The organism is Pseudomonas massiliensis (assembly GCF_000826105.1).
GTDB classification, from domain to species: Bacteria; Pseudomonadota; Gammaproteobacteria; order Pseudomonadales; family Pseudomonadaceae; genus Aquipseudomonas; species Aquipseudomonas massiliensis.
The window spans coordinates 536439-561068 of the sequence record NZ_CCYK01000006.1; the positions used below are offsets into that span (position 1 = coordinate 536439).

Below are 24630 nucleotides of genomic sequence, written 5' to 3' on the forward strand. Positions count from 1 at the left end.
GGAAACCTGCGCTCACGCCTGGCCGGTCAAGCCCAGCCAGGAGACGAGTAAGGTTTCGAGTAGCAATACACGGTTGAGGTTCGCCTTGGTCAACACCTTCTGGCGATGTTGAAGCAACCAATCCTGAATGGCCACTACTTTGCCAGTTGGCGCTTTCTGGGCGAGATATTGCAGTACCTTGTGCATGTCGCTCAAGCCCAGGCCTTCCGGATCCTGGGTCAGCTGATAGCGCAGGATACGCTGGGACCAGTCACAGAACCAGTCGAGCAGCCAGATCAGAGGCACCCCATTCCAGCTTTCGGCCAACTGCGTAGGGCTTTGCTGCTGCTTGAGCAAACGCTTTATCCCTTCTACCACCAGGGCGCGCTGGTCGAGCACGGACTGCTCCTGCAACTGGAAGGCGGCCAGGGGCGAGCCCGCCGCCAAGGCAAGCAACTGCTGGCGCGCTTGCGCACTTACATCCGGCAAGCGATCGGCAAGCCACTCATTGGCCTGGCTCGGGCTCGGCAATGGGCAGGCCTGCTGGACGCAACGGCTGCGAATGGTCGGTAGCAAGCGGCTGGGCTGATGGCTGACCAGCAACATTACCGTATCGCCAGACGGCTCTTCGAGGCTCTTGAGCAGCGCGTTGGCCGCGTTCAGATTCAAGGCCTCCACCGGCTCCACCAGTACCACCTTCCGCCCTCCTAGCTGGGCGGTCTGGGCGACGAAATCCACCAGGCGCCTTACCTGGTCGACAAGAATCGCCTTGTCTGCTTCCTCGGGCTGAAGCAGGAAGCTGTCGGGATGGCTCCCGGCGGCCAACAAGCGGCAGCCTTTGCACTCACCACAGGCGCTGCGCGCCTGCCCATCCTTCGGTGAATGGCACAGCAGCAAGGACCCAAGACGTTCGGCCAGGGCGCGCTTGCCAATGCCGGAAGGCCCTTGCAACAAATACGCGTGGGCGTGTTCCCGACGGCCGCTGAGCTGAGCCCAGAGCGCAGCCTGCCAGGCGTAGAGTTCAGCCACGGGCGCGCTCCAGCCAACGCGGCAAGCCTGCCAGCAGGCGATTTTGAACCTCGGCCAGGGACTGGCTGGCGTCGATGACTTCATAACGCTGTGGGTCAGCCTTGGCTCGGGCCAGGTAGGCCTGACGCACTGCTTCGAAAAAGCCCTGCCCCTCGCGCTCGAAGCGATCCAGCTGCCCGCGTGCCGCCGCCCTGGCCAGGCCCACTTCAACCGGCAGGTCGAACACCAGGGTCAGGTCAGGGCGCAACGGCCCTTGGACGAAGGCTTCCAGCTCTGCGATGCGAGACAGCGGTACGCCACGGCCGCCGCCCTGGTAGGCGTAGGTAGCATCGGTAAAACGATCGCACAACACGATGGCGCCGCGCTCCAGGGCAGGCCGTATCACCTGCTCCAAGTGCTGGGCGCGGGCGGCGAACATCAGCAACAATTCGGTATCCACGGCCATGGACTCGTCGCTCGGTGCCAGCAATAGCTCGCGGATCCGTTCGGCCAAGGGCGTGCCACCTGGTTCGCGGGTGAGCTGGACTTCCAGCCCGGCGGCACGCAAGTGCGCGGCCAGGAACTCGCGGTTGGTGCTTTTTCCGGCCCCTTCCGGGCCTTCCAGGGTGATGAACAAACCGCTCAAGCAGACATTCCTCATGGTTGTGACGGCGCCTCGGCAGGCGTCTCCGGGGCCGGCTGCCCCTGGCTGTCGGAATTGGTCGAAGGCAATGGCGCTGGGCTGGAGCGGTAATCGGCTCGGCGCTTGAGCTGATACTGGCGCACGGCCTGGTTGTGCGCCTCGATGTCATCGGAGAACACATGGCTGCCATCGCCCTTGGCGACGAAATACAAGCTGCTGCCTTCGGTCGGATTGAGCGCGGCATGGATCGCCTCACGCCCGGCCAGGGCAATCGGCGTCGGCGGCAGGCCGGGATTCAGGTAAGTGTTGTACGGGCTGGGCTCGCGCAAGTCGGCGCGAGTGATACGACCGGTGTAACGCTCGCCCATGCCGTAGATCACGGTCGGGTCCGTTTGCAGCAACATGCCGGCGGCGAGGCGGCGTACGAAGACACCGGCGATCTCCCCGCGCTCCTGGGGTACGCCGGTTTCCTTCTCCACCAGCGAGGCCATGATCAGCGCCTGATATGGGTCGCCGTAGGGCAGGCCTTGCGCTCGGTTCTGCCATTCCTGGGCGAGCACCGTCTCCAGGCGGGTAAACGCCAGCTCCAGGAGTTGCGCATCGGTCATCCCCTTGACGTAGCGATAGGTATCCGGGAAAAACCGCCCTTCCGGCACCACACCGGGATGGCCCAGCTTTTCCATCACCTGTTCGTCGCTGAGCCCGGTGAGGGTTTGCTTGAGCTTTTCCTGGCGCGCCAGCAACGCGCGTGCCTGATGGAACGTCCAGCCCTCCACCAGGGTCAGGCTGTACTGGACCACCTCGCCACGCTGCCACAGGCCGAGCAGTTCATGTACCCGGGTATCGGGGCCGACCCGGTATTCCCCGGTATGCAGCGGCTGGCCATCCAGATTGAAGCGCCAGTACAGCCGCGCCCAGAACGCGCCACTGAGTGCGCCCTGCTCTTCCAGCCGATTGAGCATGCCTCCCGGCGATGCGCCCTGGGGCACATCGATCAACTGCTCGCCAGGCAGGGTCAGTGACTGGTCCAACACTGCCTGTACCCGCCAGACGGCCAGGCCGATGGCAATGCCCGCGATGACCACCAGGGTTTCAAGTAGCAGCAGAAGTTTGCGTAGCACTATCAGGTATCCACAAGTTCGCGGGCGATCTGCTGGAGTTTACGGGTGCGCGGCCCTACCGGCCAGCTCAGCCCGCCGCAACGGCGCACCGGCCAGATACCATAGAGGCTATTGCACATGAACACTTCACTGGCCTCGCCGAGTCTTGTCAGGGACACGTCCTCGACCGCGACAGGCTCGCCCTCGCCAGCGCACAGGGCCAGCAGCTCGGCACGCAGTGTACCCGCCACTCCACAACGGCGCAGGTCCGGGGTGAGCAAGCGCTTTTCATGCACTAGAAACAGGTTGCTGAACACACCTTCGATAACCCGACCCTCGGTATCGAGCATCAGGCCCTCGGCGTAGTCCGGGCTCTGCCACTCGGCGCGGGCCAACACCTGTTCCAGCCGGTTCAGATGCTTGAGGCCCGCTAGGGCCGGTTGCAGCGCCAGCGGTGTGCGACACGGGAAGATCGCGACGCCCTCCTGCTGCCGCTGCGCCGGATACTCTGGCCAGGGCGCCCCCTGGAGGATGCGCCTGGGCGCGGCGGCGCCATCCGCCGCATAGCCACGCGGGCTGTCGCCCCGGGTGAGGATAAGCTTGAGCACACCCTCCCCCAGCCTCAGAGCATAGGCCCGCAGCTCAGCGCGGATAAGCGCTTCGTGGAAAGCCAACCCCAGCCGCTGGCATCCCAGGGCCAGGCGAGCCAGGTGGCGCTCCAGCAGGCTAGGCCGGCCGCCACGCACACCGATGGTTTCGAACAGTCCGTCACCATAGGCCAGGCCGCGATTGGCCAGGTTTATGTCGGACGCCGGCTGGCCATCGACCCAGGGTTCCATCACTCGACGAACCGGCGGAATACCAGGGAGCCGTTGGTACCACCAAAGCCGAACGAGTTCGACAACACCACATCGATCGGCATCTTGCGTGCCTCATGGGGCACAAAGTCCAGGTCACAGTCTTCGTCGGGCTCGTCCAGGTTGATGGTGGGTGGCGCCACCTGATCGCGGATCGCCAGGACGCTGAAGATGGCTTCCACCGCGCCCGCGGCCCCCAGCAGATGGCCAACCATGGATTTGGTGGAGCTCACCGCCAGCCTGTGGGCATGCTCCCCGAAGACTGTCTTGATCGCGCGTACTTCGGCCAGGTCACCCGCCGAGGTCGAGGTTCCGTGGGCATTGATGTACTGAACGGCTTCCGGCGCCAGGCCGGCATCCTTCAGGGCATTGGCCATGCAGCGGGCAGCGCCGGCGCCATCCTCGGGCGGCGAGGTCATGTGGAAGGCATCGCCACTGGTACCGAAGCCCACCAACTCGGCATAGATCCGTGCGCCACGGGCCCGGGCGTGTTCCAGTTCCTCGAGCACCAGGGCGCCTGCGCCATCGGACAGCACGAAGCCATCGCGGCCCTTGTCCCAGGGTCGGCTGGCCCGGGTAGGCTCGTCGTTGCGCGTGGACAATGCCCGTGCCGCGCCGAAGCCACCCATGCCAAGGCCACAGGCGGCCATCTCGGCACCGCCGGCGATCATCACGTCCGCTTCGCCATAGGCGATGTTGCGCGCGGCCATGCCAATGCAATGGGTGCCCGTGGTGCATGCCGTGGAGATGGCATAGTTCGGCCCCTGGATACCCAGGTGGATGGACAGGAAGCCTGAGATCATGTTGATGATCGAGCCCGGCACGAAGAAGGGCGATATCCGCCGTGGCCCCTGATCATGCAAGGTGCGGCTGGTGTCTTCGATGTTGGTCAGGCCACCGATGCCGGAACCCATGGCCACGCCGATGCGTTCACGGTTGTCGTCGGTGATGTCCAGCCCGGCATCGCGCACGGCCTGAAAGCCGGCGGCGAGGCCGTACTGGATGAAGAGATCGAGCTTGCGCGCTTCTTTCGGTGCAAGGTATTGAGCAACGTCGAAACCCTTGACCGAACCGCCAAAACGGGTGGAAAACGCTGAGAGGTCCGTATGCTCGATAGGACCGATGCCGCTTTGGCCGGCCAGAATGCCTTGCCAGGTGCTTGGCACGTCGACGCCCAATGGCGACAGCATGCCCATTCCAGTGACCACGACGCGTCTACGCGACACAGGGTTCTCCTTCAATACTTTGTTTCACCTTCTTGCCTCATTTAATGAAAAAACCGCACGCCCACGAAGGCAGTGCGGTTTTCCCAAGACAAGAAGCGTCGAGTGCGACAATCAGCCCTGATGGGCGTTGACGTAGTCGATGGCTGCCTGAACGGTGGTGATCTTCTCGGCTTCTTCGTCTGGAATTTCGGTTTCGAATTCTTCTTCGAGGGCCATTACCAGCTCGACGGTGTCAAGAGAATCGGCACCCAGGTCTTCGACGAAGCTGGCGGAGTTGACAACTTCCTCTTCCTTGACGCCCAGTTGCTCGGCAACGATTTTCTTGACGCGTTCTTCGATGGTGCTCATACCTAGTTTTCACTCCTAGTGGATAGTCTGGCAACTGGCCGGTGTGTAAGTTTATAGGAAGGGGACCGCATTTCAAGCTGAATGCGCCCCCGCTGAACACCGGCCAGCGACCTCGATAATCGGATGCAGCTTTATAACGGATTTTCGGGCGCTATGTATGACATTTTTTCCGCCACGCCCGATTGAGCTGGATCACATGTACATGCCGCCGTTGACCGGAACGGTCGCGCCGGTGACATAAGCGGCGCCCTCGGAAGCCAGGAAACCCACCACCTTGGCGATTTCCTCGGCCTGGCCCAGGCGGCCCAGAGGGATCTGGCTCAACAGCCCCTCGCGCTGCGCTTCCGGCAGCTCGCGGGTCATGTCCGTGTCGATGAACCCTGGGGTCACCGAGTTGACGGTGATCCCACGCGAGCCCACTTCACGCGCCAGGGCGCGGCTGAACCCTTCCAGGCCAGCCTTGGCCGCGGCGTAGTTTACTTGGCCGGCGTTGCCCATGGCACCCACCACCGAGCCGATACTGATGATACGGCCCCAGCGCGCCTTGGTCATGCCCCGCAGAACCGCCTTGGACAGCCGGTACAGGCTGTTCAGGTTGGTGTCGATGACATCGAACCATTCATCGTCCTTCATGCGCAGCATCAGGTTGTCACGGGTGATACCGGCGTTGTTGACCAGAATCGCCGGCGCGCCGAAGCGCTCGGTGATGCTGGCCAAGGCCGCGGCCACGGACGCGTCATCGCAGACGTTCAGCTCAAGGCCGATACCTTCGATGCCGTGCTCCTTGAGGGTGGCGCTGATGCGCTCGGCCCCGGAAGCGCTGGTTGCGGTACCGACCACAACCGCGCCCTGGCGGCCCAGTTCCAGGGCAATCGCCTGGCCGATGCCACGACTCGCACCGGTCACCAGTGCCACTTTACCTTGCAGGCTCATGCCAGCTTCTCCTGTATCAAGCCAGGGCCGCGCGAGCGGCGGCAATGGCATCGGGGGTATCCAGATTGAAGGTTTCGATGCCGTCGGCGCAGCGCTTGTTCAGCCCCGACAGCACCTTGCCCGGGCCGCACTCCACCAACTGCCGCGCGCCTTGCTGTGCCAGCAGGGCAACGGATTCGACCCAGCGCACCGGCATGTACAACTGCGCCAGCAGGTTCTGTTTCAGGTCCTGCAGGTTGGCCGGCACCGTGGCGGTGACGTTCTGCACCAGAGCAATGCTCGGCAGTTGCCAGTCAATGGCCTCGATGGACTGGGCGAAACGCTCGGCCGCCGGCTTCATCAGCGCGCAGTGGGATGGCACGCTGACCGGCAATGGCAGGGCGCGCTTGGCACCACGGGCCTTGCAGGCTTCGATGGCGCGGTTGACTGCCTCGGCGCTGCCGGCGATGACCACTTGCCCCGGGGAATTGAAGTTCACCGCGCTCACCACTTCACCCGCGGCTGCCTCGGCGCAAGCCGCGATCACGTCTTCATCCTTGAGACCAAGAATGGCCGCCATGCCGCCCTGCCCTGCCGGCACGGCTTCCTGCATGAGTTGGCCACGACGCTCGACCAGGCGAACCGCGTCGGCCAAACCGACGCTACCGGCCGCGACCAGCGCGCTGTATTCACCCAGGCTATGCCCCGCCACATAGGCTGGCGTGGCGCCGCCTTCGGCCTGCCACAGGCGCCACAAGGCAACGGAGGCTGTAAGAATGGCGGGCTGAGTCTTGTCGGTGCGATTCAGCGTTTCGGCCGGCCCTTGCTGGGTCAAGGCCCAGAGGTCATAACCCAGCGCGTCGGACGCTTCCTTGAAGGTCTCGCCGATCAGCGGGTGTTGCGCAGCCTGGTCGGCCAACATGCCAACCGCCTGGGAGCCTTGCCCCGGAAAGACGAATGCGAGGGATGCAGACATTGATGCGCCCTTATTGATGCTGTGGTCGAAAATGTTCCAGGCCACGGCATGGAACGATAAACCCAGAGTTGGATGATAGTGGGAACCGGCCGGTCACATTCTACCCTCGCCAGCCTGCCCCGGCGCACCCCAGGCCGCCAACCCTTTGGCCAGCTGGCGTGGCAGATCATCCTGCACCTGCTGACGGGCACGCTCGATGGCCGCGCGTAAGCCCTCGACCCCCGCGGCGCCATGGCTTTTCACCACTATCCCTTGCAGGCCCAGGAAGCTTGCGCCGTTGTGACGGGCCGGCACCAACTCTTCACGCAGCCGCCTCAGCAAGGGCAAGGCCACGGCGCCCGCGAGGCGCGTAGCCCAGCTAGCGTTGAACTGGGCCTCGATGCGCTCGCCGATCATGCTGGCCAACCCTTCGCTGGCCTTGAGCAGCACATTGCCCACGAAGCCATCGCATACCACCACGTCAGCTTCGCCGCGATAAAGCCCGTCGCCTTCCACGAAACCCACATAGTTGAGCCCGCTGTCCTGCAGCAAGGCCGCAGCGGCACGAACCTGCTGGTTGCCCTTGATGTCTTCGGTGCCCACGTTGAGCAGGGCCACCCGTGGTCGTTCCACGCCCTGGGCCTGGGCCAACACCGCACCCATCCGGGCGAACTGGTGCAGATGCTCGGCGTCGCAATCCACGTTGGCGCCAAGGTCCAGCAACTGGCAATGGCCGGAGCGGGTCGGTATGGCCGCCACCATGGCGGGACGATCCACTCCCGGAAGCGTCTTGAGCACATGGCGCGACAACGCCATCAACGCCCCGGTGTTGCCCGCGCTTACCACGGCCTGCACCCTGTCGTCACGCAGGGCTTGCAGCGCGACGCGCATGGAGGCGTCCGGCTTGCCTCGCAAGGCCTGGGACGGCTTGTCGGTCATGGCGATGACTTCGCTGGCGGGAAGAATCTGCAGGCGCGCGCGATCGACGCCAGGGTAGGCGGCAAGCAGGCTTTCAAGGAGTTGAGGTTGGCCGACCAGGGCCAGGTACAGCGAGGGGTGTTCGGACAGGCAGGCCACACAGGCCTGGACAATGCCGCGGGGACCGAAGTCCCCGCCCATTGCGTCGATCGCGATGATCTGAGCGGACAAGGATTACTCGTCAGCGCCCTTGTCGATCACTTTACGGCCACGGTAAACGCCTTCTGGCGAAACGTGGTGGCGCAGGTGAACTTCACCGGTGCTCTTTTCAACGGACAGCGCATTGGCCTCGAGGGCGTCGTGGGAACGGCGCATGTCGCGGGCAGAGCGGGATTTTTTGTTCTGCTGAACAGCCATAACTGATTAACTCCTAAACGTTTGGGTCACGCTTTAACTGCGCCAATACACTGAACGGGTTGGACCGCGTTACCTCGTCCTCGCTCGGCTCGGGCTCTTGAAGGCCCGCCGGCTGCTGGCATTCTTCCGGATGATGAGCAGGGATGATCGGCAGCGCGAGCAGGAGCTCGTCTTCGACCATCGCCCGCAGATCCAAGGGATCCTCGCCCAGTTCCAGCACGTCATAACCTTTCGGCAACGATTGGGTATTCGCACCCTCCTTCACCACCGCGTATGTACATTCGCTGTGGATGGGAAGGGTGACCAGCTCAAGACAACGCTGGCAAACCATCTTCACTTCGACGTCGAGATCACTGTGGATCACCACGGTGTGGTCTTCGTCTCGTTCGAAGATGAATTTACCCTGGACTGTACCGACATCATCGGAAAGCAGGTCGCAAAGTCTCTGCAACTGGGCGAGCGGCAGGCTCCCTTCAAGGGTAGCGCCACGATCGGCCAGTTTGCGCGGGTCAACGTGAGGTGGAATCGGGTCATTCAACATAGGCGCGACATTCTAGGGATGCCCCCTGGCTGTGTCAAAGGAAATTCGGCCATCGGCAGCCCGACGGTGGCCGGGTAGAATCAAGCCCCCCTTACAAGGAGAGACCCCGATGCGGCCATTGATTCTGGCTTCCAGCTCAGCCTACCGTCACGCCCTGCTGAGCCGCCTGGGCCTGCCCTTCCAGGCCGAGGCGCCCGACGTGGACGAACGGCGCGAATCAGGCGAGACGCCCAGCACCCTGGTCACACGCCTGGCTGAAACCAAGGCCAGGGCATTGGCCAAGCGCTACCCGAACCACCTGATCATCGGCTCAGACCAAGTGGCAGTGCTGGGCGACCAGGTACTGGGCAAGCCCGGCGGCTTCGAAAAGGCCCTGGAACAACTGACCGCCGCCAGCGGACGCGTGGTGACCTTTCTCACCGGCCTGGCCCTGCTGGACAGCCACAGCGGCCAATGCCAGGTAGATGTGGTGCCGTTCACCGTACACATGCGCCAGCTACCGGAAAACGTCCTGGCGCGCTACCTGAGGGCCGAGCAACCCTATGACTGCGCCGGCAGCTTCAAGGCCGAGGGCCTTGGGGTGAGCCTGTTCGAGCGCACCGAGGGGGCGGACGCCACCAGCCTGGTAGGCCTGCCACTCATCCGCCTGGTCGGGATGCTGGGCGCGGCAGGTATCGCCGTGCCCTGACCGGCTTCAGCGCAGCGAGGGACCATTGAAGCCAAGCCACATGGCCATTTCGCTGGCAACGCTGGCGCCCAGCTTCTTGGAGAAGCGATCGAGCGGGGATTCTTCGACCGTGAAGTCGACGAGATCCTTGGCACCGACCAGTTCCCGGGCCACGTAGCTACTGCTGCCGAGCCCGTCGATCAGCCCCAGGGCAAGCGCCTGCTCGCCCGACCAGACCAACCCGGAGAACAGCTCGGGGTGGTCCTTGTCCTTCAGGCGCTCGCCACGGCCCGCCTTGACCTGAGCAATGAACTGCCTGTGGGTGGTGTCCAGCACACCCTGCCAGAAGCGGGTTTCCGATTCCTTGACTGGCTGGAACGGATCGAGGAAGGCCTTGTGCTCGCCTGAACTGTAGGGCCGACGCTCGACCCCAAGCTTTTCCATGGCGCCGACGAAACCATAGCCTGCGGCGGTCACGCCAATGGACCCCACCAGGCTGGCCTTGTCGGCGTAGATTTCGTCCGCCGCGCTGGCGATGTAGTAAGCCCCCGAAGCGCCCAGGTCCGCGATGACCGCGTAAAGCTTGATATCCGGATGCAACGCGCGCAGACGTTTGATCTCGTCATACACATAGCCGGACTGCACCGGACTGCCGCCCGGACTATTGATGCGCAGCACCACACCCTTGACCCGAGGATCATCGAAGGCCCGGCGCAGGCTGGTCACGATGTTGTCGGCGCTGGCATCTTCCTTGTCGGCGATCACACCTTTCACATCGATCAGCGCAGTATAGCTGTCGCCCTTGCCAGCGCTTTTTTCCAGCTTCCCAATGGGGGAAAAGAGGAAGAGCATGCCCAGCAGGTAAAGGAAGGTAAGGCTTTTGAAGAAGATTCCCCATCGACGGGCGCGGCGCTGTTCCTGCACGCTGGCCAGAAGGGTTTTCTCCAGCAGCTTCCAGCTGCGTTCATCGCCTGCACGACCGGACTCATCCGCGGCGGGAGGCGCTTTCCATTCATCCGACATCCGTCTACTCACCTTTGGCTGATAAGGGTTCGCCCGGCTGCAACCAGGCGGTCAATTGGGAGAAATGCTCGATTGCCAGCACCGGCTCGTAGGCCATCAGCGCGCTCAATTCCATGGCGCCGTAACCTACCGCCACGCACGGCATGCCGACATTGCGCGCCATCTGCAGGTCGAAGGCCGAGTCACCGATCATCAGGGCCCGCTGCGGACGCACGCCACAATGGGCCAGGATCTGCTCGAGCATCAGAGGGTCCGGCTTGCTGCGGGTTTCATCCGCGGCGCGGGTGACATCGAAGAAATCGGCCAGGTCGTGGCCTTTAAGTACTCGGTCAAGCCCGCGCCTCGCCTTGCCGGTGGCGACCGCCAGCTGGTAACCGGCCCGCCGAAAGGCGACCAGCCCTTCGGCCACGCCCTCGAACAGGGGCGAGGGCGTGGCCTCCAGCGCTATGTAGCGTTCGGCGTAATGTTCGCGGAACAAGGGGATGGACGCTTCGTCCAGCAGAGGATACAGGGCCTGGATGGCCTCGGGCAGGCCAAGCCCGATGATGCCCTTGATCTGTGTCGCATCCCTGGGCGCCAGGCCCATGGCCCGCGCGCCATGCTGCATGGCATCGACGATGCGGGCGATGGAATCGGCCAGGGTGCCGTCCCAGTCGAAGACAAGCAGGTCATAGTCAGGCACTGGCCAGGCGCTCCACGGCCGAGGCCCAGGTATCATCGACCGGCGCCTTGACTTCCAGCCGACTGCCATCGGGCAGGGTCAGCGACAAAGCGTAGGCGTGCAGGAACAGACGCTTGCCACCCAGCTCACGAAGCTCGCGGGTAAAGGCTTCGTCGCCGTATTTTGGATCGCCGGCGATGCAATGGCCGGCATGCAGGGCATGGACGCGGATCTGATGAGTGCGCCCGGTGACCGGGCGCGCCTCCACCAGCGTGGCGAAATCGCCGAAGCGGCGCAGTACCTTGAACAGTGTCAACGCCTCCTTGCCTTCCGGATTCACCTCGACCATCCGCTCGCCCGAGCGCAGGTTGCTCTTGAGCAAGGACGCGCTGACCTGTTTCTTGCCGGTGGGCCAGTGCCCTCTCACCAGGGCCATGTAGCGCTTGTCCACGCCATCCCCGCGCAGGGCCTCGTGCAGATGCCGCAGCATGCTGCGCTTCTTGGCGATCATCAGCAGCCCGGAGGTATCGCGGTCCAGGCGATGGACCAGTTCCAGCTCCTTGGCATCGGGACGCAGTTGACGGAACGCCTCGATCACCCCGAAGCTCAGGCCACTGCCGCCGTGAACGGCGATGCCCGCGGGCTTGTTGAGGATGATCAGCGCCTTGTCTTCATGGACGATGGCCGCCTCCAGCCGTTCGAGCAGGCCCTGGGCGACCGGGACCGGCGCGTCGCGCTCAGGCAGGCGTATCGGCGGCACGCGGATGATATCGCCAGCCTGCAACTTGTATTCGGGCTTGATCCGCCCCTTGTTCACCCGCACCTCGCCCTTGCGCAGGATGCGATATACCAGCGTCCGGGGAATGCCCTTGAGCGCGGTGATAAGGAAATTGTCGATGCGTTGGCCGGCAAGTTCCGGCGCAACTTCAAGCATCTGGACGCCTGAAGTTGGAGGAGAGGTCGTGGTCATGGCGCGGATAATATCAATTTTTGAGCCATTTGAAGCACTTAATGTTTGCTGCTATAGTCCCGAACGCCGCCATAAGCGGCTGGGGAGTGACAGACGGTAAACGACCGCCGCTTACCCAGTTGGTCAAACAGGACGCGAGGCCGTCCGACGGGGCTTTCAGCGCGCGGTGCCCCCTGGGGCGCACCAAGGGCGCGGCCTGGCAGAACGAGTCGATACCAGCAGGGTAGCCTTATCAGCCCTGGGTGTTCGAACCTGTGGCTATGACAAGAGCCCAGCCGTTCATGCCCGGCCCAAGCTGTTGGCTTCGGAAATACAAGCCTTGATTTTTTACGTGCGGCAGCCCACCGGCGCCGTGATAAATGCCAACCCGTTGCGGATTCAGCGCGCGGCAGCACCCGAATTATCAGGGATACGTGTAGGGTGGAGATGCACAGGTAACGTGCCGTGTGGCACCGAGCCCTGCCAGGATCGACCTGGGTGGAGATGGAGTGGTTTGGCGGCCTGTGTTCAACCCGGCCTTACCGAACGAAGTACTTCCGGCCACCCCAGCAATCGAACCACGGCACGGCCGGCCCCGCACAGACGCCTTCGAAGGCTTCCGCGGCGCGCTGTCTGATTCCTCCTCCTGACTGAGTGCTTTTGACACCACACAAAGGCAGGACGCGTCGCCAGGTAGGGCCCGGAAAGAGCCTGGTTCCTGGCAGGAAGGCGAGCTACCTTCCTCGCACCTGAACACCGACCGTGAGAAGTCGTGTGTGCCGAACGCCGTTTCCGGCAGCCCGGAAACCGACGGTACTACATGAAAAGAATGTTGATTAACGCAACTCAACCCGAAGAGTTGCGTGTCGCCCTGGTAGATGGCCAGCGGCTCTATGACCTGGATATCGAATCCGGCGCACGCGAGCAGAAGAAAGCCAACATCTACAAGGGCCGCATCACCCGTATCGAGCCCAGCCTCGAAGCCGCCTTCGTGGACTTCGGCTCCGAGCGCCACGGCTTCCTGCCGTTGAAGGAAATTTCCCGCGAATACTTCAAGAAGACTCCGGAAGGCCGGGTCAACATCAAGGAAGTACTGAGCGAAGGCCAGGAAGTCATCGTTCAGGTCGAGAAGGAAGAGCGTGGCAACAAGGGCGCCGCCCTGACCACCTTCATCAGCCTGGCTGGCCGCTACCTGGTGCTGATGCCGAACAACCCACGCGCCGGGGGCATTTCACGCCGTATCGAAGGCGAGGAACGCAACGAACTGCGCGAGGCCCTGAACGGCCTGGTCGCCCCGGCCGACATGGGCCTGATCGTTCGCACCGCCGGCCTGGGTCGCAGCAGCGAAGAGATGCAGTGGGACCTGGACTACCTTCTGCAGCTGTGGACGGCCATCAAGGAAGCCTCCGTGGGCCGCGCTGCGCCTTTCCTGATCTATCAGGAAAGCAACGTCATCATCCGCGCCATCCGCGACTACCTGCGCCAGGACATCGGCGAGGTACTGATCGACAGCGTGGAGGCCCAGGAAGAAGCCCTGACCTTCATTCGCCAGGTGATGCCGCAGTACGCCAGCAAGATCAAGCTCTACGAAGACAGCGTCCCCCTCTTCAACCGCTTCCAGATCGAAAGCCAGATCGAAACCGCCTTCCAGCGCGTGGTCGAGCTACCGTCCGGCGGCTCCATCGTGATCGACCCGACCGAAGCCCTGGTGTCCATCGACATCAACTCGGCGCGCGCCACCAAAGGCAGCGACATCGAAGAAACCGCCTTGCAGACCAACCTGGAAGCGGCCGAGGAAATCGCCCGCCAGCTGCGCCTGCGCGACATCGGCGGCCTGATCGTCATTGACTTCATCGACATGACCCCAGCCAAGAACCAGCGTGCCGTGGAAGAGCGTGTGCGTGAGTGCCTGGAGGCTGATCGTGCCCGCGTGCAAGTGGGACGCATCTCCCGCTTCGGCCTGCTTGAAATGTCCCGCCAGCGCCTGCGCCCCTCCCTGGGCGAAAGCAGCGGCATCGTCTGCCCGCGCTGCAGCGGTACCGGGATCATCCGCGACGTGGAATCCCTGTCCCTGGCCATCCTGCGTCTGATCGAGGAAGAAGCCCTGAAGGACCGTACCGCCGAAGTACGCGCCCAGGTACCTATCCCGGTGGCTGCTTTCCTGCTCAACGAAAAGCGTAACTCCATCACCAAGATCGAACTGCGCACCCGGGCCCGCATCATCATCCTGCCCAACGACCACCTGGAAACCCCCCATTTCGAAGTCCAGCGCCTGCGCGACGACAATCCCGAAGTACTGAACGCCCAATCCAGCTACGAAATCGCCGCGGCCGAGGCCGAGGAGGTCCAGCCAGTGGCCGCTACCCGCACCCTGGTCCGCCAGGAAGCCGCGGTCAAGACCGCCCCGGCCCGCGCCAACGCGCCGATGCCCGCGACTGAAGAGGCCCAGCCTGAGCCAGTGCCGAGCACCGCGCCGGCTACCGCCGAGCCTAGCCTGTTCAAGGGCCTGGTGAAGTCGCTGGTCAGCCTGTTCGCCGGCAAGGAAACCCCTGCCGCCCCGGCGCCCGTGGCCACCGCCGCCACGCCCAAGCCGACCAGTGAGCGGAGCAGCCGCAACGAAGAGCGCCGCAACGGCCGCCAGCAGAGCCGCAACCGCAACGGCCGTCGCGACGAAGAGCGCAAGCCACGCGAAGAGCGCGCAGGCCGTGAGGAGCGCGCACCGCGTGAGGAACGTGCCCCGCGTGAAGAGCGTGCGCCGCGTGAGGACCGCGCTCCGCGTGAAGAGCGTGTCGGCCGCGAGGAAGCGCCAGTCGCTCGCGAGGAACGCGCGCCCCGCCCGGCGCGTGAAGGCCGCGCACCCCGTGAGGACCGCCGTGGTCGTGAAGACCGCCCCGTGCGTGAGCTGCGTGAACCTTTGGACGCTCCGGCCACCCCGGCGCGTGACGAGGCCCCGGCCCGTGCCGAGCGCAGCGAACGCCCTACTCGTGAAGAGCGTGCCCCGCGCGAGCTGCGTGAAGAGCGTGCTCCACGGGAAGGTCGTGAAGAGCGGGCCCCGCGTGAAGAGCGCGCCCCCCGTGAGGAACGCGCTCCACGCGAGGAACGCCAGCTGCGTCCCGCCCGCGAGGAGGCTGCCAGCTCCGAGTCGGCCACCGCTGAGGAAGCCGCGCTCAATGAAGAGTTGCTGGACGACAATCACGACAACCAGGAAGGTCAGGAAGGCGAACGTCCACGCCGCCGCTCTCGTGGCCAGCGTCGCCGCAGCAACCGCCGCGAGCGTCAGCGTGACGCCAATGGCGAGTTGATCGGTGGTGAAGGCGAGGAAGCGGAAGGCACCGAGCTGTCCGCCCTTGCCGCTACCGCCGCGGCCGCGGAAGGCGCTATCAGCCCCGCCGCTGAAGCCCAGGCTCACGAACGTGCCGAGGCCGCCACCGCCAGCCTGCCTGCCGCTGAGCAAGCCACCAAGCCCGCCGACGAGGTTACCGCCGCGCCGGAGATCGTGGCCACCCCTGCCGAACAGGCGCACGCCATCGTGCCAGCGCCTCTGGAGCGCCTGGTCGAAGCCCCGGCAGCCGCCGAGCCTGCGCCTGAGCCTCTGCCCGAAGTGGCCGTAGCGCCAGTAGTGGAGCAGCCGGTACAACAGGTAGAAGTGCCTGCCGCGACCGCGGCCGCCGAACAGCCCGTTGCTCCGGTGGCAGACTCGCCTGTAGCCGCCAGCCTAGGCGAAACCGCCGCGCCAGCCCCGCAGGAAGGCTTCACCGAAGCCACCCCGGCCGCCGAGGCGCCTGTCGTCGAGGCGCCAGCTCCGGCGCCGGTGATGCTCAGCAACGGCCGCGCACCGAACGATCCGCGGGAAGTCCGCCGCCGCAAGCGTGAAGCCGAGTTGGCCGCCGCTGCCGCGCGGGAAGCCGAGGAAGCCGCTCGCCTGGCCGGCGCCACCGCCCTGGCCGAAGCCGAAGCACCGGTGCAGGCGGAAGTGGCCGCCCCGGTCGAGGTTGAACCTAACCAGGCTGTCGCCACTGAGGCTGCCGCCGAGGCCCTGAGCGCAGCAGCCGAGCATCGCGCCGCAGCTGAACATGCACAGGCCGAGCCCGTGCAGCAGGCGCCGATCGAGGTCTCTCCCGCCCAGGCTGCGCCAACCCAGGCCGAAGCGGTAGAAGCCGAAGTTGAAAAAGCCGAAGCTGTGCAGGGTGAAGCTGCACAGGCCGAGCCTTCCCAGGCGCTTGACGAAAACGTCAAGACCGCCGAGGAAGCTGCTGCCGGGACCGAGCAGGCCGAAGAAGCCAACAAGACGCCCAAGCCTCTGGCATAAGCGCCTGACGTAGAAAAGCCCCTGCCATCGTAAGATGACAGGGGCTTTTTCTTGGTCGCGATTCAGCGTGGGCATCAGCGCCGGCCCGCACCCTCCAGGTCGGCAGGTATGTCGACATCATGCACCACGCCGGGGTCGCTAACCTCTACCCAGGCTACATCCGGTTGAGACAGCAACTGACGGGCGCCAACGTCCCCACTAAGCTGTTCCAGCCCGGCTCGCTGGTCCGCTGCGAAACCCACCGGATGTCCTCGTCGGCCTTGGTACAGGGGCGCAGCGAGGGAATGCTGAGCCAGGGCAGCAACCACCTGGTGCAGGGTTTGCGGGCGGATCCAAGGCATGTCGCCGAGCAGCACCAGCCAGCCGCAGGCTTGCGCCCGGGCGCGTACGGCCGCGCTCAGGCTATCGCCCATGCCAGCGGAGGGCACTGCGAGGGTTTCGACGCCGTGCCGGCGAGCCAGCTCGCTTAACCGCTCCCGCTCATCGCTTCCCTGACGGATAATCAGCAACCGCTCGCCAGGCCAGTCGTCCAAGGGCGCCAGGGCATGTTCCACGACAGGACGAAGGCTGCCATCCAGGCCGGTGCACGGCATGAGGAGCTTGTGAGGCCCCGCGCCGCCCTGCGCTCGGAAGCGCCGACCATAACCAGCGGCCAGTACCACAGCGCAGGGGTACTTCATGCAACTCGGTTCTTCACGGCGACGATTTCCGCCATCAAGGAAAGCGCGATCTCGGCGGGCGTATGGCTACCGATAGGCAAGCCAACAGGGCCGTGAAGCCGGGCCAGCGTTTCCGGGGCAAGCCCCAGGGTAGCGAGGTTGGCGCGGCGCTTTTCACTGTTGATCCGCGACCCGAGGGCGCCAACATAGAAGGCGCGGGAAGTCAGGGCGGTGAGCAAGGCCATGTCATCCAGACGAGGATCATGGGTCAAGGCCACGATGGCGGTGCGCTCGTCCGGTTCGATGGATAGCACGGCATCATCGGGCATGCCAGTGACGAAACGGCCGTGGTTGCTCTCCCAGCCTTGGCTGAACTCATCGCGCGGGTCGCACACCAGAACCTCGAAATCGAGCATGGTCGCCAGGTCCGCCACATACCGGGACAATTGCCCCGCCCCGATCAGCATCAGGCGCCAGCGGGGACCATGAACGGTCCGCAGGTATTGGCCGTCGAACTCATGTATCGCTTCTCGACCGGCGGTGACCAAACGTACCGCTCCGGTGGCCAGGTCCAGCTCACGTACCACCACCTGATGGTTGGCGCAGCGAAGCAGCAGTTCGTCCACCCAGGCCGCGTCCTCGATTCGTTCCTGGGTCAGGCGCAGGGTACCGCCACAGGGCAAGCCGAAACGAGCGGCCTCCTCCAGCGTCAGCCCGTAGGTGACCATGGACACGCGCTCCTTTTCCTGGCGCAGACGACCATCGTGCAGGCGTGCAATCAGGTCATCCTCGATACACCCACCTGACACCGATCCGCTGACCACCCCATCGTCGCGCAAGGCCAGCATGGCCCCAGGCGGACGAGGCGCGCTGCCCCAGGTCTGCACTACCGTGTAGAGGACAACCTGTCGGCCCTCGTCTGCCCAGGTTCGCACATCCTGTAAAACGCCGAGGTCGACGCTATTCATGCCCTTGCCCCTTCATGTCTCGCCAGCCAGGAATTCCAAGCATCGGACGGCAACGAAGCGCTGGGGTTCAGGGACGTGGCAGCAGGTTGGGCTCCATTTCCAGCGCTACACCGAAACGTGCTTCGACAGAGCCCTGAATGTCTCGGGCCAGCGCCAGCAATTCGGCGCCCGTAGCGTTGCCGTGGTTGACCAGCACCAAGGCCTGGTCCTTGTGCACGCCGACATCACCGCGGCGGTAGCCCTTCCAGCCGGCTTGTTCGATGAGCCAACCGGCGGCGAGCTTGGCCTGCCCGCCCGGCTGCGGATAAACCACCACACCGGGCCAGCGCGCCTTGATGGCAGCCGCCATGGCGCCGTCCACGATCGGGTTCTTGAAGAAACTGCCGGCATTGCCCAGACGGGCCGGATCAGGCAGCTTTTCCTGGCGGATGGAAGTGATGGCTGCGCTTACCGTCGCGAAGGTTGGCTCCGTCACCCCTTGCTCGCGCAGGCGATCGCGCACAGGGCCATAGTCCAGACGCAGCGGGCCATGGCGGTCCAGCCAGAAACGCACGCGCAGAATGACCCAGCGACCGGGGGTCTGCTTGAACAGGCTGTCACGATAGCCGAAACGGCAATCGACCAGGCCGAATTCACAGAGTTCGCCGGTCTGGCGATCCAGCGCGGTCAGGCCGGCGAAGAGGTCTTTCACCTCAACCCCATAGGCACCCACGTTCTGCATGGGTGACGCCCCAACAGTGCCGGGGATCAGACTGAGGTTTTCCAGCCCACCCAAGCCTTGCCCGAGGGTCCAGGTGACGAAAGGATGCCAGGGCTCGCCCGCCTCCGCCTCTACCAGCACCCTGCTGCCTTCCTCGCGCAGCAGGCGCCGGCCCTGCCCCACCATGCGGATCACCAGGCCGGGCACATCACCGAGCAGCAGCAGGTTACTGCCCCCGCCAAGCAGGGAGACGTCCAGCCGGTTCGCCTCGGCGAACGCGAGCGCTTCGCGCAGCGCCTGCTCATCGGCCACCTCAGCGAAATACTCCGCCTGCCCGTCGACGCCGAACGTGTTGTAGGGCTTGAGCGACACGCCCCGGCCGATCGCCAGGGTCATTCGGCCTCCAGCAGGCGCCGCACGCGCTCCAGGTCTTCGGGCGTGTCCACCCCTGGCGGAGGCGCTACCACGGCGTCGGCCACATGGATACGTACCCCATGCCAAAGCGCGCGGAGCTGCTCCAGGGACTCGGTTTTCTCCAGCCAGCACGGCCCCCAGGCCACGAAATCGCCAAGGAAGCCGGCGCGGTATGCGTAGATGCCGATATGCCGACGGTAGGGCACATCCTCGGGCAGCTCGCCGGGCCGCTGGGCGAACGCGTCACGAGCCCAGGGCAAGGGCGCCCGGCTGAAGGTCAGCGCCAGGCCGGCCATGTCGGTGGCCACCTTCACCACGTTAGGGTTGAACAGTTGCCGGGCCTCGAGCAACGGCTCGCTCAGGGTGGCCATGCGGGCCTCGATATTGGCAGCCAGGTTGGCGGCTACCTGGTCGATCACCGCTGGCGGGATCAAAGGCTCGTCGCCTTGAACGTTGACCACGATGGCATCGTCGGCTAGGCCCAGGACCGCCGCCACCTCGGCCAGGCGATCGGTCCCGGATTCATGGTCCGCGCGGGTCATTACTACCTCCGCGCCGAATTCCCGGCAGGCCTGGGCGATACGTTCATCATCGGTCGCGACCACGACCCGAGCGGCCGCGCTGCGCTGGGCCTGCTCCCAGACGTGGCGGATCATCGGTTTGCCCGCAATGGCCTGCAGCGGCTTGCCCGGGAAGCGGGTCGAGCCATACCGGGCAGGTATCACCACAGTGAACGCGACAGTCATTTTTCCAGGCGCTCGTCATCGGTGAGGGTGCGGGCTTCGCTTTCCAGCATCACCGGAATGCCATCGCGGATGGGGTATGCCAGGCCAGCACCCTTGCTGATCAGTTCGGTCTTGTCTTCGCTGAGCTTGAGCGGGCCCTTGCAGATGGGGCAGGCGAGAATGTCGAGCAGTTTGGTGTCCATAGGAATCCTTGGGTCAGGGAGAACCGGTGGCTGGAGGCGCGCCGGCCATCAATTGTGCGAGGCGGGCGTCGAACCAGGCCACGAAAGCGGGAGACGGTTGGGCGTCCACTGCCAGGTACCACCAGTCAGGACCAGCGAAGGCCTGACACTTGACCGCGTCTTTTTCGGTCATCACCAACGGCAGCGGGGGCTCGAAGGCCAATTGCGCTTCGCTGTACAGGGCATGGTCGGCAAAGGCATGCTCGGTCGGCCGCCAGTTTAACCCCTGCAAGGTGGAGAAGAAACGCTGCGGGTTGCCGATGCCGGCCACTGCGTGCAGGGCCTGGCCGGCCGGGAAATGGTCCAGGCCGACGCGCTCGCCTGATACCAGATTGACGAGGGCCACCGGTGCCAGGGTCATCCCATAGCCCAGAGCGGTATCGCCTGACTGGCCATTGCAAAGCACTGCGTCCACCGCCGCCAGGCGCTGCGGCGGTTCGCGCAGGGGACCGGCCGGTAGGCAACGGCCGTTGCCGAGGCCACGGGTCGCGTCGATCAGCACCAGTTCCAGGTCGCGGGCGAGCCGGTAATGCTGCAGGCCATCGTCGCAGAGGATCAGGTCCAGGGGATGCGCCGCCAGCAAGGCCCGGGCGGCCTGGGCGCGGTCAGGATCGATGGCCAGGGGCACACCGGAGCGACGGACCAGCAACAGGGGCTCGTCCCCCGCCACGCTGGCACCGTCCTGAGCGTTGACCAGCCAGGGAAAGCGCGGCGGCCGGGCGCCATAGCCGCGGCTGATGACCCCCACGCGCAGGCCCGCACGACGACAATGCTCGATCAGCCAAAGAATGGTCGGGGTCTTGCCGGTGCCGCCAATAGTGATATTGCCCACCACTATTACCGGCACGGGAGCTTTCCAGCCAGGCTTTCGCCCTTCCAGGAAGGCACGTCGGCGGCCTAGCGCGACCCCTTTGTACAGCGTCTCGAGCGGGCGCAACAAGGTCAGGGCTGGATGGCCCTGGTACCAGGCGGCCAGCAGACGATCGGATAGTCCCATCAGGGCGTCCCCTGGGCCTCGACCGTAGTCATGCTCAGGCGGCTGAAGCCCAGCTTGCCCGCCGCGTCCATGGCCGTGATCACCGCCTGGTGAGGCGTCTTGCCATCGGCGCTGATCGACAGTGGCAGGCTGGTATCGCCGCCGGATTCGGCACGCAAGGCACTGAGCAGCGTATCCAGGTCGCTCTTGGGCAAGCGATGGTCATTGATGGCATAGTCACCATCGGCGCTGATGGCGATGTCCAACCGCTTGGGCGGGTGGTCTTCGGGCGCGCCGCTCACCGCCTCGGGGAGGTCGACCTGCAGCTGGCTTTCCCGCTTGAAGGTGGTGGTGACCACGAAGAACAACAGCAGGATGAACACGACGTCGATCAGGGACGTCAGGTTGATCTCGATGTCTTCGCGCCGGCGACGGCTGCGGCGGAACTTCACGCTCGGCCTCCCTCGATATCCACTTCGCGGTCACCGTGCACGACTTCGACGAGCTTGACGGCGTCCTGCTCCATGCGCACGACCAGTTCGTCGATGCGCCGTTGCAGCAGGCGGTGGAAGAACACGGCGGGGATCGCCACGATCAGGCCGGAGGCCGTGGTGATGAGTGCCTTGGAGATACCGCCGGCGAGAATCGCCGCATTGGTGGTGTTGCCGCTGGCATTGAAGGCGCTGAAGATATCGATCATGCCCAGCACCGTACCCAGCAGGCCGAGCAGGGGCGCCATGGCGGCAATGGTCCCCAGGGCGCCCACATAGCGCTCCAGCTCATGGATGACACTGCTGGCCGACTCCTCGATGCACTCTTTCATGATGTCGCGGCCATGACGCGAGTTGGCCAGGCCCGCCGCCAGTATCTGCCCCAGGGGCGAATTGGCCCGCAGCTCCTTCAGCTTCTCATTGTTGAGCTGCTTGTCCTTGATCCATTTCCATACCTGGGCGACCAGGTTTGGCGGAGTGACCCGGCTCGCTCGCAGGCTCCACAAGCGCTCGGCCACAATGGCAAGGGCTGCGATGGAGCTCATGATGATCGGCAGCATCATCCAACCGCCGGCTTTGACCAGTTCCCACACAATGAAGTCCCTCTCCAGCAAATTGCGCCACTCTATCACAACCGTCTACAGGCGAGCCCGCCGCCTATTGCGCCTCGTCGGCGGCCATCGCTCGCCACAACCTGGCCCGCTGCCGCCAGCCCTGGGCAGGCTGGCTCGCGCCCAGGCGCAGTTCCACCGCTCCGTGCAATGCGCTGTCCCAGCGGGCAATGCCCCGCTCGTCCAGGCGTCGGACTACCTCAGGGTGGGGATGGCCGAACCGGCTGTTCCAGCCGCGGGAAATCAGCGCCGCCTCTGGCTGCAGGCTATCGAGCAACAGCGCGGAGCTGGAGGTGCGACTGCCGTGATGGGGCGCCTGCAGCCAGCGCGCTTGCAGGCCAGGCCAGGCTGATACCAGGGCTCGTTCGGCGCGGGCGTCGATGTCGCCAGTCAATAGCAGGCGTTCGCCTTCGGCTTCCACTAGAAGTACGCACGAAGACGGGTTGCTGTCTTGTGCCGCGCTCCAACGCCAGGGCTGGAAGCGCACGCCATTCCATTCCCAACCGGCAGCGTTTTCACAGGGCTGCGCGCGCCATGCATCCGGGGCGGCCGAGGGCTCACCTGCCAGTACCCGGGCTGGTTTGAGGAACTCCAGTACCGCCCGGGCGCCGCCGCTGTGGTCGGCATGGTCATGACTGATGATCAGTGTATCCAGACGTGAGATACCCAGACGGCGAAGGCTCGGCACTACGATACGCTCTCCGGCGTCATTGCTGGAATAACGTGGCCCGGCATCGAACAGCAAGACATGGTCTCGCGTGCGTACCAGTACTGCCAAGCCCTGGCCAACGTCCAGCTGCATTACCTGGGCCTGGCCCCAGGGTGGCCGCGCAAGGCTTGGAAAGCCGAGCTGAAGCAGCAAGGGCAGCCCCAGCACGCGCAGCGGCAGGCCCATCGGCAGCAACAGCAGCAAGGCGCCCAGCAGCGCGAGCACGGCGCCCCACAGGGGCAGGTCCGGGCTCAGCCAGGCAGGCGCCAGGTCGGCGATGGGCGCCGCCACCTTCAATAATGCCTCCAGCCCTTGCCCAGCCAACCAGAGTAGCGCTTCCCCGCCCCAGGGCAAAAGCGCCAGCGCCACGCTGCCCAGGAGAGCCAGGGGCAGCACTATGAAGCTGATCCAGGGCCCGGCGAACAGGTTCACCCAGGGCCCGCTCAGGCTGATGGGCAGGGCCAGCAGCGCCAGCACGGGAGCCAGTCCAAGGGCGACCAGCCATTGCGCGCGCGCCCAGGCTCGCCACCTGGGCCAGGGCCCGAGTCGGCCGGCGAAGCCGAAAAGCAATACGCCCACGGCAGTGAAGGAAAGCCAGAAACCCGGCATGAGCATGACCAGCGGGCTGGCCACCAGAACAGCGACCAGGGCCAACAGCAGCGGGGTGAACACGCCTGGCTGACGCAAGCGCAAGCGCCAGAGCAGGACGACGGCGATCATCAGGCAAGCACGCTGGACAGGCACCCCGAACCCGGCCATGTGGCCGTAGCCAAGGGCGAACAGCAGCGCACAACCGCACGCCCATGGCAGCCACGGCCAGCGCCGGGGCCACAGCCCCAGGCGCCACAGCCCGGCGATCAGCCCGTAGGCCAGCCCTGCGGCCAGGCCCACATGCTGGCCGGAGACCACGAACAGATGCACCGTGCCGGTGGACTGGAGCACACGCCAGTGTCGCTCGGTCAGACCGGAGCCATCGCCCAGTACCAGGGGCAACAGCAAAGGATGCGCCTGAGTCTCCAGCAAGCGTTGGCGAAGCCGTTCGCGCAGGCTGCTTGCACGGGTTTCGAGGCGATGGCCATCTTTCACACTGCCTGTTGCCCCAATGCCACGAGCAGCCAGGCTTCATAGTCCAGCCCGCCGGGGTTGACCTGGCCCCGGGGCCGGGCAAGGGTGGCTGCCAGACGCCAGCGCTCGCCTTCGCGCAGGGTGGGCGCACCGTGCCAGCGCAGCCGCACGCGGGAAGGCAACGCTGCGCGCCGGGATCGGGCCTGTACCAGTTCGAAATGGGTCACCCCTCCGGCACGGCTGGGCAAGCCGGCGACTCGCCCTTCCAACCACAGGGTTCTGTTCTCCAGGCTGGCGGCCAACTGGTCAGCCTGTACCTGAAGGGCCGCGGCCAAGGCCCAGGCCAGGCCCGCCAAGCCCAGGCCAAGCCACAGGGCCGGACGCCAGGCTAGCGCCAACAGTGCCAGGGCAGCGCTGGCTAGCAAGGCGACCACCCAGGACGATGGCGGCCCCGGCCAGGCACGTGCCGCGAGGATCCCACAGGCCAAGGCCAGCAGCGCCCGAACCACCTCTTCCCCTCCTCGACTCGTCCGTGAGCCATGACTACCTAGGTAGCC

The 24630-nt window shown here is 65.0% G+C and carries 23 protein-coding genes and 2 pseudogenes; 2 read left to right on the top strand and 23 right to left on the bottom strand.

The genetic code is table 11. The features are described from left to right. Positions 1-12: 12 nt before the first annotated feature. From BN1188_RS08435 to BN1188_RS08485, 11 genes are all read right to left on the bottom strand, one after another. Positions 13-1008 carry a DNA polymerase III subunit delta' gene (locus tag BN1188_RS08435; RefSeq protein ID WP_040260960.1) on the bottom strand — a complete coding sequence of 332 codons (996 nt, stop codon included), beginning with the start codon at positions 1006-1008 and terminating at the stop codon, positions 13-15. After that, the gene (gene tmk, locus BN1188_RS08440; RefSeq protein ID WP_040260961.1) at positions 1001-1633 is read right to left on the bottom strand and encodes a dTMP kinase; all 633 of its coding nucleotides are present in this window, start codon (positions 1631-1633) and stop codon (positions 1001-1003) included. Before tmk ends, BN1188_RS08435 begins: the two co-directional genes overlap by 8 nt. Before the next feature lie 11 nt (positions 1634-1644). Beyond that, entirely contained in the window at positions 1645-2751 is a 1107-nt protein-coding gene (mltG, locus tag BN1188_RS08445) for an endolytic transglycosylase MltG (RefSeq protein ID WP_040260962.1), read from the bottom strand. A gap of 2 nt (positions 2752-2753) precedes the next feature. Then, positions 2754-3569 (bottom strand): aminodeoxychorismate lyase, encoded by an 816-nt coding sequence (pabC, locus tag BN1188_RS08450; protein WP_040260963.1) that lies wholly within the window; start codon positions 3567-3569, stop codon positions 2754-2756. Further along, positions 3569-4813: a beta-ketoacyl-ACP synthase II gene (fabF, locus tag BN1188_RS08455; protein ID WP_040260964.1), complete on the bottom strand. Its 1245-nt coding sequence runs from the start codon at positions 4811-4813 to the stop codon at positions 3569-3571. Before fabF ends, pabC begins: the two co-directional genes overlap by 1 nt. Before the next feature lie 111 nt (positions 4814-4924). Beyond that, on the bottom strand, positions 4925-5161 hold the full coding sequence (gene acpP, locus BN1188_RS08460; RefSeq protein WP_040260965.1) for an acyl carrier protein: 237 nt from the start codon (positions 5159-5161) through the stop codon (positions 4925-4927). A 192-nt stretch (positions 5162-5353) separates the two neighbouring features. Continuing rightward, complete coding sequence (gene fabG, locus BN1188_RS08465) at positions 5354-6094, bottom strand: 3-oxoacyl-ACP reductase FabG (protein ID WP_040260966.1); 741 nt, start codon at positions 6092-6094, stop codon at positions 5354-5356. 16 nt (positions 6095-6110) lie between these two features. Beyond that, the gene (gene fabD / locus BN1188_RS08470; RefSeq protein WP_040260967.1) at positions 6111-7049 is read right to left on the bottom strand and encodes an ACP S-malonyltransferase; all 939 of its coding nucleotides are present in this window, start codon (positions 7047-7049) and stop codon (positions 6111-6113) included. A gap of 93 nt (positions 7050-7142) precedes the next feature. Then, a complete protein-coding gene (plsX, locus tag BN1188_RS08475) occupies positions 7143-8177 on the bottom strand; it encodes a phosphate acyltransferase PlsX (protein WP_052469213.1) in 1035 nt (344 codons plus the stop codon). Between the two features lie 3 nt (positions 8178-8180). After that, a complete protein-coding gene (gene rpmF, locus BN1188_RS08480; RefSeq protein ID WP_013791824.1) occupies positions 8181-8363 on the bottom strand; it encodes a 50S ribosomal protein L32 in 183 nt (60 codons plus the stop codon). 13 nt (positions 8364-8376) lie between these two features. Beyond that, entirely contained in the window at positions 8377-8904 is a 528-nt protein-coding gene (locus BN1188_RS08485) for a YceD family protein (protein WP_084596183.1), read from the bottom strand. 109 nt (positions 8905-9013) lie between these two features. Here BN1188_RS08485 and BN1188_RS08490 point away from each other — a divergent pair, with 109 nt between their 5' ends. Further along, a complete protein-coding gene (locus BN1188_RS08490; RefSeq protein ID WP_040260968.1) occupies positions 9014-9592 on the top strand; it encodes a Maf family protein in 579 nt (192 codons plus the stop codon). Between the two features lie 6 nt (positions 9593-9598). Here BN1188_RS08490 and BN1188_RS08495 read toward each other — a convergent pair whose 3' ends face one another. From BN1188_RS08495 to rluC, 3 genes are read right to left on the bottom strand one after another with little or no spacing between them, the layout of a single operon-like run. Next, on the bottom strand, positions 9599-10594 hold the full coding sequence (locus tag BN1188_RS08495) for a S49 family peptidase (RefSeq protein ID WP_040260969.1): 996 nt from the start codon (positions 10592-10594) through the stop codon (positions 9599-9601). A gap of 4 nt (positions 10595-10598) precedes the next feature. Further along, positions 10599-11276 carry an HAD-IA family hydrolase gene (locus BN1188_RS08500; RefSeq protein ID WP_040260970.1) on the bottom strand — a complete coding sequence of 226 codons (678 nt, stop codon included), beginning with the start codon at positions 11274-11276 and terminating at the stop codon, positions 10599-10601. Next, the gene (gene rluC / locus BN1188_RS08505; protein WP_040260972.1) at positions 11269-12225 is read right to left on the bottom strand and encodes a 23S rRNA pseudouridine(955/2504/2580) synthase RluC; all 957 of its coding nucleotides are present in this window, start codon (positions 12223-12225) and stop codon (positions 11269-11271) included. Before rluC ends, BN1188_RS08500 begins: the two co-directional genes overlap by 8 nt. 799 nt (positions 12226-13024) lie before the next feature. On the opposite strand from rluC, the pseudogene rne reads away from it, so the two are divergent. Beyond that, positions 13025-16111: pseudogene (rne, locus tag BN1188_RS08515) on the top strand (ribonuclease E); the annotation flags it as partial. A 476-nt stretch (positions 16112-16587) separates the two neighbouring features. Here the strand turns inward: rne and BN1188_RS08520 are convergent. From BN1188_RS08520 to BN1188_RS08560, 9 genes and pseudogenes are all read right to left on the bottom strand, one after another. Then, positions 16588-17193, bottom strand: a complete 606-nt coding sequence (locus tag BN1188_RS08520) for a nucleotidyltransferase family protein (RefSeq protein ID WP_040260973.1) — start codon at positions 17191-17193, stop codon at positions 16588-16590. Further along, positions 17190-18140, bottom strand: a complete 951-nt coding sequence (locus tag BN1188_RS08525; protein WP_052469215.1) for an XdhC family protein — start codon at positions 18138-18140, stop codon at positions 17190-17192. Before BN1188_RS08525 ends, BN1188_RS08520 begins: the two co-directional genes overlap by 4 nt. Before the next feature lie 67 nt (positions 18141-18207). Next, the gene (murB, locus tag BN1188_RS08530; RefSeq protein ID WP_040260974.1) at positions 18208-19236 is read right to left on the bottom strand and encodes a UDP-N-acetylmuramate dehydrogenase; all 1029 of its coding nucleotides are present in this window, start codon (positions 19234-19236) and stop codon (positions 18208-18210) included. Further along, the gene (gene kdsB, locus BN1188_RS08535; protein WP_040260975.1) at positions 19233-20000 is read right to left on the bottom strand and encodes a 3-deoxy-manno-octulosonate cytidylyltransferase; all 768 of its coding nucleotides are present in this window, start codon (positions 19998-20000) and stop codon (positions 19233-19235) included. The genes murB and kdsB overlap by 4 nt, the downstream gene beginning before the upstream one ends. Continuing rightward, positions 19997-20182: a Trm112 family protein gene (locus tag BN1188_RS08540; protein WP_040260976.1), complete on the bottom strand. Its 186-nt coding sequence runs from the start codon at positions 20180-20182 to the stop codon at positions 19997-19999. The genes kdsB and BN1188_RS08540 overlap by 4 nt, the downstream gene beginning before the upstream one ends. 13 nt (positions 20183-20195) lie before the next feature. Then, positions 20196-21218, bottom strand: coding sequence for a tetraacyldisaccharide 4'-kinase (lpxK, locus tag BN1188_RS08545; protein ID WP_040260977.1), 1023 nt, complete (start codon positions 21216-21218; stop codon positions 20196-20198). Next, entirely contained in the window at positions 21218-21649 is a 432-nt protein-coding gene (locus BN1188_RS08550) for an ExbD/TolR family protein (RefSeq protein ID WP_040260978.1), read from the bottom strand. The genes lpxK and BN1188_RS08550 overlap by 1 nt, the downstream gene beginning before the upstream one ends. Beyond that, positions 21646-22281, bottom strand: coding sequence for a MotA/TolQ/ExbB proton channel family protein (locus BN1188_RS08555; protein ID WP_040261436.1), 636 nt, complete (start codon positions 22279-22281; stop codon positions 21646-21648). Before BN1188_RS08555 ends, BN1188_RS08550 begins: the two co-directional genes overlap by 4 nt. A gap of 64 nt (positions 22282-22345) precedes the next feature. After that, positions 22346-24582 (bottom strand): annotated as a pseudogene (locus BN1188_RS08560) (DNA internalization-related competence protein ComEC/Rec2). Between the last annotated feature and the right edge of the window lie 48 nt (positions 24583-24630).

Bases quoted from the DNA above. Each gene is read 5' to 3' on its own strand.
- rluC (WP_040260972.1), bottom strand. From the start codon at position 12,225: ATGACCACGACCTCTCCTCCAACTTCAGGCGTCCAGATGCTTGAAGTT.
- BN1188_RS08540 (WP_040260976.1), bottom strand. From the start codon at position 20,182: ATGGACACCAAACTGCTCGACATTCTCGCCTGCCCCATCTGCAAGGGC.
- fabD (WP_040260967.1), bottom strand. From the start codon at position 7,049: ATGTCTGCATCCCTCGCATTCGTCTTTCCGGGGCAAGGCTCCCAGGCG.
- BN1188_RS08520 (WP_040260973.1), bottom strand. From the start codon at position 17,193: ATGAAGTACCCCTGCGCTGTGGTACTGGCCGCTGGTTATGGTCGGCGC.
- BN1188_RS08485 (WP_084596183.1), bottom strand. From the start codon at position 8,904: ATGTTGAATGACCCGATTCCACCTCACGTTGACCCGCGCAAACTGGCC.
- BN1188_RS08525 (WP_052469215.1), bottom strand. From the start codon at position 18,140: ATGAATAGCGTCGACCTCGGCGTTTTACAGGATGTGCGAACCTGGGCA.
- rpmF (WP_013791824.1), bottom strand. From the start codon at position 8,363: ATGGCTGTTCAGCAGAACAAAAAATCCCGCTCTGCCCGCGACATGCGC.
- BN1188_RS08490 (WP_040260968.1), top strand. From the start codon at position 9,014: ATGCGGCCATTGATTCTGGCTTCCAGCTCAGCCTACCGTCACGCCCTG.
- murB (WP_040260974.1), bottom strand. From the start codon at position 19,236: ATGACCCTGGCGATCGGCCGGGGCGTGTCGCTCAAGCCCTACAACACG.
- kdsB (WP_040260975.1), bottom strand. From the start codon at position 20,000: ATGACTGTCGCGTTCACTGTGGTGATACCTGCCCGGTATGGCTCGACC.
- lpxK (WP_040260977.1), bottom strand. From the start codon at position 21,218: ATGGGACTATCCGATCGTCTGCTGGCCGCCTGGTACCAGGGCCATCCA.
- pabC (WP_040260963.1), bottom strand. From the start codon at position 3,569: ATGGAACCCTGGGTCGATGGCCAGCCGGCGTCCGACATAAACCTGGCC.
- fabG (WP_040260966.1), bottom strand. From the start codon at position 6,094: ATGAGCCTGCAAGGTAAAGTGGCACTGGTGACCGGTGCGAGTCGTGGC.
- BN1188_RS08495 (WP_040260969.1), bottom strand. From the start codon at position 10,594: ATGTCGGATGAATGGAAAGCGCCTCCCGCCGCGGATGAGTCCGGTCGT.
- acpP (WP_040260965.1), bottom strand. From the start codon at position 5,161: ATGAGCACCATCGAAGAACGCGTCAAGAAAATCGTTGCCGAGCAACTG.